The organism is Acidimicrobiia bacterium, from assembly GCA_035948415.1.
GTDB lineage: Bacteria > Actinomycetota > Acidimicrobiia > IMCC26256 > PALSA-555 > PALSA-555.
This window is the reverse complement of sequence record DASZJD010000103.1, coordinates 1-7,993: the sequence shown is the minus strand read 5'-3', so window position 1 is coordinate 7,993 and position 7,993 is coordinate 1. Positions and strand designations below refer to the sequence as shown.

Sequence of the window (7,993 nt, the reverse complement as noted above, 5' to 3'; positions counted from 1 at the left end):
GTCTTGGAGGCCGCGGCCTACCTCGCCATGATCGAGGCGCTCGCGCCCGACGAGGACGCCATCACCCACGCGTTTGCGGCGTCGTACCTGGCTGCCGTGGGTCCCGGTGAGGAGCTGCAGGCGGGCGCCGAGCTCCTGCGCCGGGGTGGCCACCTGGCCTTCGTGAGTGCGGAGCTCCGAAGCCGCGAGCGATTGATCGCGATGGCCAGCGTCACCAAGTCGCTCCGGCTCGTCTAGCCACGCGAGCCCCGCGGTTCCTCGTCGCGGCGTCGAACCGACCGCACCCGGCCGCGCTGGTCGACCGGTTCGCCGTCCCGTCGTGGCCGGTGGCGTGGGGCCGGCCGCGTCCGAGCTAGGGCCTCGGGAGCTCCTGGTTCAGCTGTCGGAAGTGCCCGGCGGCCATGAGGTTGCTCACGCCCCGGAAGACAGCCCACACCCCGATGATGGAGATCAACAGGATCACGGAGCGGTCGGGGTTGCCGATCGCCCACGCCCCAAGCGCGATGCTCACGAGCCCGCTGACCAGGCCCAACCACCAGCCGCGCACGGCGTTGTTCGACAGCGCGTAGAAGACTTCGAAGATCCCGCTGATGAGCAGGTACCAGGCAATGAACAGGGCGACCACGAGCAGCGTGGCGTCGGGCCAGACAAGGGTGCCCAGGCCCGCGCCGATGCCCGCGACAGCGCCGACGAGAGCGAGGGTCCGCCAGCCGCCGGTGGCGACGGTGGCGATCGCGAGCTGCGTGAGCGCGCCCATCCAGAACGCGACCGCCACCAGCACGACGGTGATCGACACGGACGCCGGCCGGAAGGACAGCACGACGAAGCCGAGGAGCAGCCACAGAATGCCGGTGATGAGGAACGTCCACCAGAGGCGCCCCCGCACCTCCTTGGCGGTGCGCTCCATCTCCTCACGGGAGGCGGTGACGCTCATGGCGACTCCTTTCGTCGAGGGTCGGTCGCGAGGCGCGCCCAGGCGCTGACGAAGCCTCGCGCCCTGGCGACCTCTCCGCCTGGGGCTCTGCCGGGCCGAGGCCGGGACGGACGACCGGCGGCCTGGAGGGGAGGTCGGGGGCTCGTCGCGGCGGCATCCTGCGGGCCTCGGGAATTTTGGGCCCCCTCTGTAATCTTGTAATGGCGTGGCTCAGCAAGGGATCCAACTGGACGAGGCCCCGTCGACCGACGAGGCGCTCGACGCCTACTCCGCCGTCGTCACCTCCGTGGCCGAGCGGCTGCTGCCGTCGGTGGTCCGGCTCCAGGTCGGGACCGCTCGGCGAGCGGGCACCGGCTCGGGCGTGGTCATCACGCCGGACGGCTTCGTGCTCACGTCGGCGCACGTCCTGGGCCGCGCCCAGGCCGGCGCCGCGACCCTGAGCGACGGCCGCGACCTGGTCTTCGACGTGGCCGGGGCCGACGGCCTCTCCGACCTGGCGTTGGTGCGAGTCCGGGGCGATCAGCTCACGGCCGCCGAGCTCGGCGACGCCGAGCGCCTGCGGGTGGGCGAGCTGGTGGTCGCCGTCGGCAGCCCCATGGGGCTGACGGGCTCGGTGACCGCGGGCGTGGTCAGCGCGCTCGACCGGTCGCTACCGGCGCGCGCCGGCTCGACCGTCCGCGTCGTCGACAACGTGATCCAGACCGACGCCGCCCTCAACCCGGGCAACTCCGGCGGCGCGCTCGCCGACCGGCTCGGCCGGGTGGTGGGCATCAACACCGCGGTCGCCGGAACCGGGCTCGGCCTCGCCGTCCCCATCAACGACGCCAGCCGCCGCATCATCGCCGCGCTCATGCGTGACGGGCGGGTTCGACGCGCCTATCTGGGGATCGCCGGCAACCCGCGGGTGCTCGCGCCGCGTGATCGGGCGGCGACCGGGCACGACTCGGGCCTGGCCGTGGCCGAGGTCATCGCCGACGGGCCGGCGGCCAAGGCCGGGATCCGCGGCGGCGACGTGATCCTCGACGTCGATGGCCGGCCGGTCGCCGCCGCCGCCGACCTCCAGCGGCTGATGGACGACGACGCCATCGGCCGGCCCATCACCGTCCGGGTCCAGCGGAGCGGCCACCTCGTCGACCTCGTCGTGACGCCGGTCGAGCTCCGCTGACCGGCCTCGGCCGCCTCGCGGGACGGAATATCAGTCCCGCGGCGGCCGTTTCTGCCGGTGCGGGAGGAGGACAAGCCGATGAAGGTCAGGAACTCGTTGCGGTCCCTGAAGGGCCAACCAGGATCGAAGGTCGTGCGCCGGCGCGGTCGCACGTTCGTCGTCAACAAGCTGCACCCGCGATGGAAGGCCCGCCAGGGATGACGCTGCAAGGTGAGTACGTCCCGAGCGCGTCCCCGTGGGTCCGCGACCAGGTCGAGGCCTACGAGCGGTCGGGCGGCCGGGAGGCCAACACGCTGCTCGACACGGGCCTCCCGGTGGTCATCGTGACCATGCAGGGCAACAAGAGCGGGAAGATCCGCAAGACGGCCCTGATGCGGGTCGAGCACGACGGGGAGTACGCCCTGGTGGCCTCGAAGGGCGGCGCTCCCACGCACCCCGTCTGGTACTACAACCTCAGGGCCCATCCGGGGGAGATCACCGTCCAGGACGGCCCGGAGCCGTTCACGGCTCGAGTCCACGAGGCCACCGGCGACGAGCGCGCCGCCTGGTGGGAGCGTGCGGTCGCCGCCTACCCGCCCTACGCCGAGTACCAGGAGAAGACGGACCGGCAGATCCCCGTCCTCGTCGCGACCCGCACGGAGTGACGACCGGGGCCATCCGGGCGGCCCGCCGCGGGGCGGCCGCACTCCCGTGATGCGCTCAGATATCCGAGCCGGGAGCGGGCGTGGACCGGCGGGCCGGCACGGCTCGACCACGTCGCCCGGCGGCGGCTACGGGACGACGGTCTCGGGCGGTCCGGGTGGCCGGGTTGCCACGGTGAGGTGCCCGCCGGGTTGAACCGTCCGGCGGGCGCTGCCGGCCACGATGACCGGGAGGGGCGCCCCCGAGGTCAGCCGGACCGTGGTTGAGCCGGGCCTGATCTCGACGTCGAAGCGCCGCCCCTGCCACACCAGCCCGGTGACGTCGAGCCCGGCCATCTGGGGCGGCAGGGTGGGGTCGAGCGTGACCGCGTCGGCGTCCCACCGAAGCCCCGTCAGGCCGTACAGGAACTCCTGGAGGAACCCGCCCATCCCGGTCAGGAACGTGAAGGTGCCCCCGCTTCGCGTCTCCGCGAACTGCTCGAACGGGCCCCGCTCGAACGGCGCCGCGCTGCGGACGAGGAACCGGTAGCTCGCGGTGGGGTCGCCGAGCGCAGCGGCGTCGATGGCGTGGATGGCATCCGTCATCGACGGGCCCGAGGGATCCACCCTCGGGATGTAGTAGCTGAGGTCGGCCAGCGCGGTCTGGCGGGCCTCCGGGTACTGCCACGGGTACTCCATCATGACGACGTCGGCCTGCTTGATCGTCTCGCCGCGGTAACCGTCGAACTCGGGATGAACGCCCGTCGTCGGGTCAAACGGGACGCGCAGAGCCGCCGCGACGCGGCTCCACGCGGGATCGACCGCCGCACCCACGACGTGCGCGGCCCGGACCGCGATCCCCAGTGCGATGCGCGCGGCGGTGTTCGTGTACGCGCTGTCGTTCACATCCGCGTGATACTCGTCTGGCGGCATCACGTGGGTGATGTCGAAGCCTCCCGACGGACCCGCGATCGCTCGACTGACCCAGAAGTCGGCCGCGGCGCGGATCACCGGCCATGCCTTCGTCTGGAGCCACCGCCGGTCGCGCGTCGCCTCGTAGTACTGCCACTGGGCGAGCACGACATCGGCGGTGATGTGCTGCTCGTCGGTTCCGAACGGTGGCGGCGCCTGCTCGGACCCGCTCGCCGCGCTCTCCCAGGGAATCCGGGCGCCGCGACGACCCGTGCTGGCGGCGTACGCCCGCGCCGGATCGAGACGCGCCTGCCGGTACGTGTCCATGCCGACGGCGACGTCCGGATGCATCGCCAGCAGGGCTGGATACATCCAGGTCTCGGCGTCCCAGAAGACGTGTCCGCTGTACCCGTCGGAGGAGAGCCCGGCCGGGGACGTGCTCCAGTCGACGCCGGCTCGGTTGCTCTCCAGGAGATAGAACATCGCGGCCCGGGCCTGACGCGTCAGGGTCGCGTCGCCGACGACCGTGAGGTCCGACCGCCACAAGCGGGCCCAGGCAGCCGCGCTCTCGCTTATGAGCGCGTCCCACCCGCGCGAGGCCGCGCCCGTCGCTTCGCTGCGCGCTCGCGTGGACGGATCCGGGCCTCGTCCACGATCACCGTCGACCGAGGTGGCGACGCCGACGAACTTCGTGAAGACGTAGGCATGACCGGCCCGGACGGGAACCGGGACGGCCTGGCCCAGCGACGCTGAGGCCCCGTCGAGGGACGCCCGGGTCGTTCGCCGATCACCGGGGACCCGCAGCCTCGAGACGCTGGCCAGCGTGGCGCCGGTCCCCAGCGCCCTGACCACCTCGCCGAGCTGACGAGCAGCCGGGTCGAAGCTCCGCGAGACCACGGTGGCGCGACGTAGCCCCGTGCCGTCGAGCAGGTCGGTCACGCTCGACGCGCCCGTCCACCGTGGCGTGACCGTCAGCCGCACGGCCGCGACATGGGCACGCGCCTGGTCCGCGGTGGCTTCGAGCTTGAGGTCGGTGACTCTTCCCCCGGGTGAGACCCACTCCAGTGACGTGCGCAGCACACCGGTGCGGAGATCGAGCGACTGCTGGTAGTGATCCCAGCGTCCGCACTGCGCCGTGTGGGCGGCTGGCCCTCCGGCCATCGAGCTGCAGGCGCCGCTCGAGCCGGCCCGGGTCGGCAGCGCGCCAAAGGTCGCGGTGCCGTCGGAGAAGCCAAACGTCGACCAGGTCGGGAGCGTCGCCCGCTGCTCGCTCTCACCCGCCACGTGCGCATAGAAGCCCGCCACCTGGGACTGCGTCTCCACCGGCCCCGACTCGTAGCCGCTGCCCTCGGCGGGGATCCGCTCCGCCAGGTAGCCGTTCCCGACGAACGTGGGCGCACCGCCCAGCGACGGGTCGGTCGTGGAGAGCACCCACCCCGCGTCGGGCCTCGTGGGCACCGTCGTTGCGAACGCCCGCGCCCGCGACGTCACGACCCCCGACGTCGTGGCGGCCGTCGCCAGCATCACGACGAGCGCGGAGACGGCCAGCTTCGTCGCCATCGACCACGGAGTCTGGCAGCGACCCTGTACCCGCGCGCGGCGTCCGCTCGTGACGTCGACGCTTCGCGCCTCCGGGTCCGCCGCGTCACGGCGAGTCGGTCGGCTCGCGCTGGGCCCGCGGCCCCGAGCTCCGGCGCGTCCACGTTTCCCCGCTTTCGCCCGGCGGTATGACGAAGAGTGCCTGCGGTGTTTGCAGGCCGCCAGAGGCGCCAGACGGTACGGTCGGGGCCAGCCCCGCCCAGTGCTCCGACCCGACCCGTTTGGCCCTCTGGTCGCGGGAACCTGCCGTGCGCGACGGGCTACCCCACACAACGTGACCCGCTACGGCTTGCTGCGGGCTCGACTGGGCGCGACCCGGGACGGCTCGTCCGGCTGCTTCGGGTAGACCGGAGGCCACGGCGCGTCCATCAGCCCGTTGGCGCGGTCCCGCTCGTGCATGGCCAGGAGGGGCTCCAAGGACTGCGGACGTTCGCCGATGTCGGCCCAGGGATCGCCGCCCTCCTCGATCCGGGCCGGGAGGCTGGCGATCGTGAGGTCGTCAGGATGGATCTGGTCGACGTCGTCCCACTGCAACGGCGTCGACACCTGCGCACCCGGCCGTGCGCGCACGGACCAGGCGCCGAACACGGTCTTGTGCGGCGCGTTCTGGTTGAAGTCGATGAAGATCCGGCTGCCCCGCTCCTCCTTCCACCACGCGGCGGTCAGGAGGTCGGGTCGTCGGCGTTCGAGCTCCCGGGCGGTGGCCACCGCCGCCGCCCGCGTCTGGTACGAGTCCCAGCGCGGCTCGAGCCGGACGTAGACGTGCAGACCGCGGTTGCCGGTCGTCTTCGGGTAGCCGACGATGCCCAGCTCGTCGAGGAGGGCCCGCACCTCGGCCGCCGCGGCCCGCACGTGGGTGAAGTCCGTGCCGGGCTGCGGATCGAGATCGAGGCGGAGCTCGTCGGTGTGGTCCGGGTCGCTGGCGAGGTAGGGCCAGGGATGGAAGCCGAGGCAGCCGATGTTGACCGCCCACACGACGTGCGCGAGGTCGGCGGCCACGAGGGCGCGCGCCGTCGTCCCGTTCGGCGTGCTGACGATCGTCGTTCGCAGCCAGTCCGGCGCCGACTTCGGGACCCGCTTCTGGAAGAAGGAGGGCCCGCCCGCGCCTTCCGGGAACCGTTGCATCAGCGTGGGTCGACCACCCATGGTGCGCATGAGCGGCTCGGCGAAGCGGAGGTAGTGGTTGACGAGGTCGAGCTTGGTATCGCCGCGCTCGGCGAAGAACACCTTGTCGGGATGTGTGATCGGGAGTTCGTGGCCGTCGATCGTGAGGACGAGCGGTTTGTCTGCCACACCGGCACGGTAGCCCGCGCTGTCACGACGAACGGGCAGACTGGTTGTCGTGGTGAGGGCGAAGTACGACGGGCTCGCGGCGTGGTACGAGGAGGAGCAGTCTCGCGTTGGCAAGCGCAGGGATGCTCCGCTCGAGCAGTTCGCCGCGTTGGCGGGACCGGCGAGCGGGCCCATCGTCGAGGTGGGATGCGGGACCGGCCTGGCCGCAGCCGCGCTGCGAGCGCGCGGGTGGGCGGTGGGCGGCATCGATCTCTCGATGGATCAGCTTCGCCTCGCGCGAACCCGCTGCGACTGGGTGGCGCAGGCGGACGCCCACGAGCTGCCGCTGCGCACCGCGGGTCTCCCGCCCTCGGGCTGGCCTTCGTCCACACCGACGTCGACGCCCTCGACCGGGTCCTGCACGAGGTCGCTCGAGTGCTGCGGCCCGGCGGCCGCCTCGTCTGCCTCGGCGTGCACCCGTGCTTCGTCGGACCGCACGTCGAGAGCCCGACCACGAGTGGCTCGAGACTCGGCCTCGTCCCCGGCTATCGGACCCGGGCGTATGTCGAGTCCTCGCCGCAGTTCGGTCCTGGTATCCGCAGCCGGGTCGGAGCGCGCCACGTGCCGCTGGCCGACTACCTCATGGCCTTCGTCGGCGCGCCGCTCGTGCTGGACGCAGTGGTCGAGCTCGGGGAGGGCGTGGTGCCCTGGATGCTCGGGATCCAGGCCCACCGAGCTCGCGGGTAGAGCAACTCGGCTCCTCAACCGCGCGCGTCACGTGGTCGTCGGGCCCGTGCTCGTCGTGGTCGTGGTGGGCGCGGAGGTGGTCGGCGGTGGCTTCGTTGTGGTCGTCGTCCTCGGCGTGGTGGTCGGTGTCGAGAGCTGGGTGACGGTTTGGGTCTGGGATGCTCGCGCGCCGCTGCCGCTCGTGGCCGTGATGGTGTAGGTGTGGGCGGCGCCGTTGCAGGCGAAGGGCAGGGTGTCGGCGCCCTTCGAGCCCGAGTACGTCTTGGATGGCGTCGAGCCGTCAATCGAGAGGACGACGTGGGTGGCGTTCGTCGCGGACCACGAGACGCCGATCGTGGTCGGGCCCGAGCAGCTCACCGTGCTGGCCACGTTGAAGGAGTCGATGGTGACCGCGTTGTTCGAGTTCCCGCCTGAGCTCGTGAGCAGCAGGATGACCAGCACGAGGATGATGGCGACGGCGAGGACGCCCGCGACGATGAGCCACGCCCGGCGTCGACGGGTGCGCTCGGGGCCCCCGGTGCCCGGCGGACGACGGCTCGGCGGCAGCACCCGGGTGGGATCGACGGGACGACCGCGCTGGTCGCCGTACCCCCCGGAGCGGCCGGCACCGGGGATCGGCTCGGTCGGCTCGCCGCCCCAGCGTTCTGCCATCGCGCGGTGATGCTACGACGGCCGCGATCGGCTCCCGGCGGTGTGGACTCGGCCTCGGCCGGGCCCGCCGGTGACTCCGACGCCGTGGCGTCG

9 protein-coding genes are annotated in these 7,993 nt (G+C 72.5%); 5 read left to right on the top strand and 4 right to left on the bottom strand.

The genetic code is table 11. From position 1 onward, the window contains the following. Positions 1 to 237 (top strand): hotdog domain-containing protein (locus VG869_14300; protein HEV3452354.1); only part of this gene is annotated, 237 nt, incomplete at its 5' end. 115 nt (positions 238 to 352) lie between these two features. Here the strand turns inward: VG869_14300 and VG869_14295 are convergent. Next, positions 353 to 934: a DUF308 domain-containing protein gene (locus tag VG869_14295; GenBank protein ID HEV3452353.1), complete on the bottom strand. Its 582-nt coding sequence runs from the start codon at positions 932 to 934 to the stop codon at positions 353 to 355. A 205-nt stretch (positions 935 to 1,139) separates the two neighbouring features. Here VG869_14295 and VG869_14290 point away from each other — a divergent pair, with 205 nt between their 5' ends. From VG869_14290 to VG869_14280, 3 genes are all read left to right on the top strand, one after another. Continuing rightward, positions 1,140 to 2,099: a trypsin-like peptidase domain-containing protein gene (locus tag VG869_14290; protein ID HEV3452352.1), complete on the top strand. Its 960-nt coding sequence runs from the start codon at positions 1,140 to 1,142 to the stop codon at positions 2,097 to 2,099. Positions 2,100 to 2,177: 78 nt separating this feature from the next. Then, the gene (gene ykgO, locus VG869_14285) at positions 2,178 to 2,300 is read left to right on the top strand and encodes a type B 50S ribosomal protein L36 (protein HEV3452351.1); all 123 of its coding nucleotides are present in this window, start codon (positions 2,178 to 2,180) and stop codon (positions 2,298 to 2,300) included. Next, positions 2,297 to 2,743: a nitroreductase family deazaflavin-dependent oxidoreductase gene (locus VG869_14280; GenBank protein HEV3452350.1), complete on the top strand. Its 447-nt coding sequence runs from the start codon at positions 2,297 to 2,299 to the stop codon at positions 2,741 to 2,743. The genes ykgO and VG869_14280 overlap by 4 nt, the downstream gene beginning before the upstream one ends. 126 nt (positions 2,744 to 2,869) lie before the next feature. Here the strand turns inward: VG869_14280 and VG869_14275 are convergent, their stop codons facing one another. Then, on the bottom strand, positions 2,870 to 5,191 hold the full coding sequence (locus tag VG869_14275) for a glycosyl hydrolase family 65 protein (protein ID HEV3452349.1): 2,322 nt from the start codon (positions 5,189 to 5,191) through the stop codon (positions 2,870 to 2,872). A 321-nt stretch (positions 5,192 to 5,512) separates the two neighbouring features. Continuing rightward, positions 5,513 to 6,523, bottom strand: coding sequence for a non-homologous end-joining DNA ligase (gene ligD, locus VG869_14270; protein HEV3452348.1), 1,011 nt, complete (start codon positions 6,521 to 6,523; stop codon positions 5,513 to 5,515). Between the two features lie 414 nt (positions 6,524 to 6,937). Between ligD and VG869_14265 the strand changes: the two genes are divergently transcribed. Next, the gene (locus VG869_14265) at positions 6,938 to 7,249 is read left to right on the top strand and encodes a hypothetical protein (protein ID HEV3452347.1); all 312 of its coding nucleotides are present in this window, start codon (positions 6,938 to 6,940) and stop codon (positions 7,247 to 7,249) included. A gap of 27 nt (positions 7,250 to 7,276) precedes the next feature. On the opposite strand, the gene VG869_14260 is transcribed toward VG869_14265, so the two are convergent. Further along, entirely contained in the window at positions 7,277 to 7,900 is a 624-nt protein-coding gene (locus tag VG869_14260; protein ID HEV3452346.1) for a hypothetical protein, read from the bottom strand. Between the last annotated feature and the right edge of the window lie 93 nt (positions 7,901 to 7,993).

Bases quoted from the DNA above. Each gene is read 5' to 3' on its own strand.
- VG869_14295 (HEV3452353.1), bottom strand. From the start codon at position 934: ATGAGCGTCACCGCCTCCCGTGAGGAGATGGAGCGCACCGCCAAGGAG.
- ykgO (HEV3452351.1), top strand. From the start codon at position 2,178: ATGAAGGTCAGGAACTCGTTGCGGTCCCTGAAGGGCCAACCAGGATCG.
- VG869_14280 (HEV3452350.1), top strand. From the start codon at position 2,297: ATGACGCTGCAAGGTGAGTACGTCCCGAGCGCGTCCCCGTGGGTCCGC.
- VG869_14275 (HEV3452349.1), bottom strand. From the start codon at position 5,191: ATGGCGACGAAGCTGGCCGTCTCCGCGCTCGTCGTGATGCTGGCGACG.
- VG869_14260 (HEV3452346.1), bottom strand. From the start codon at position 7,900: ATGGCAGAACGCTGGGGCGGCGAGCCGACCGAGCCGATCCCCGGTGCC.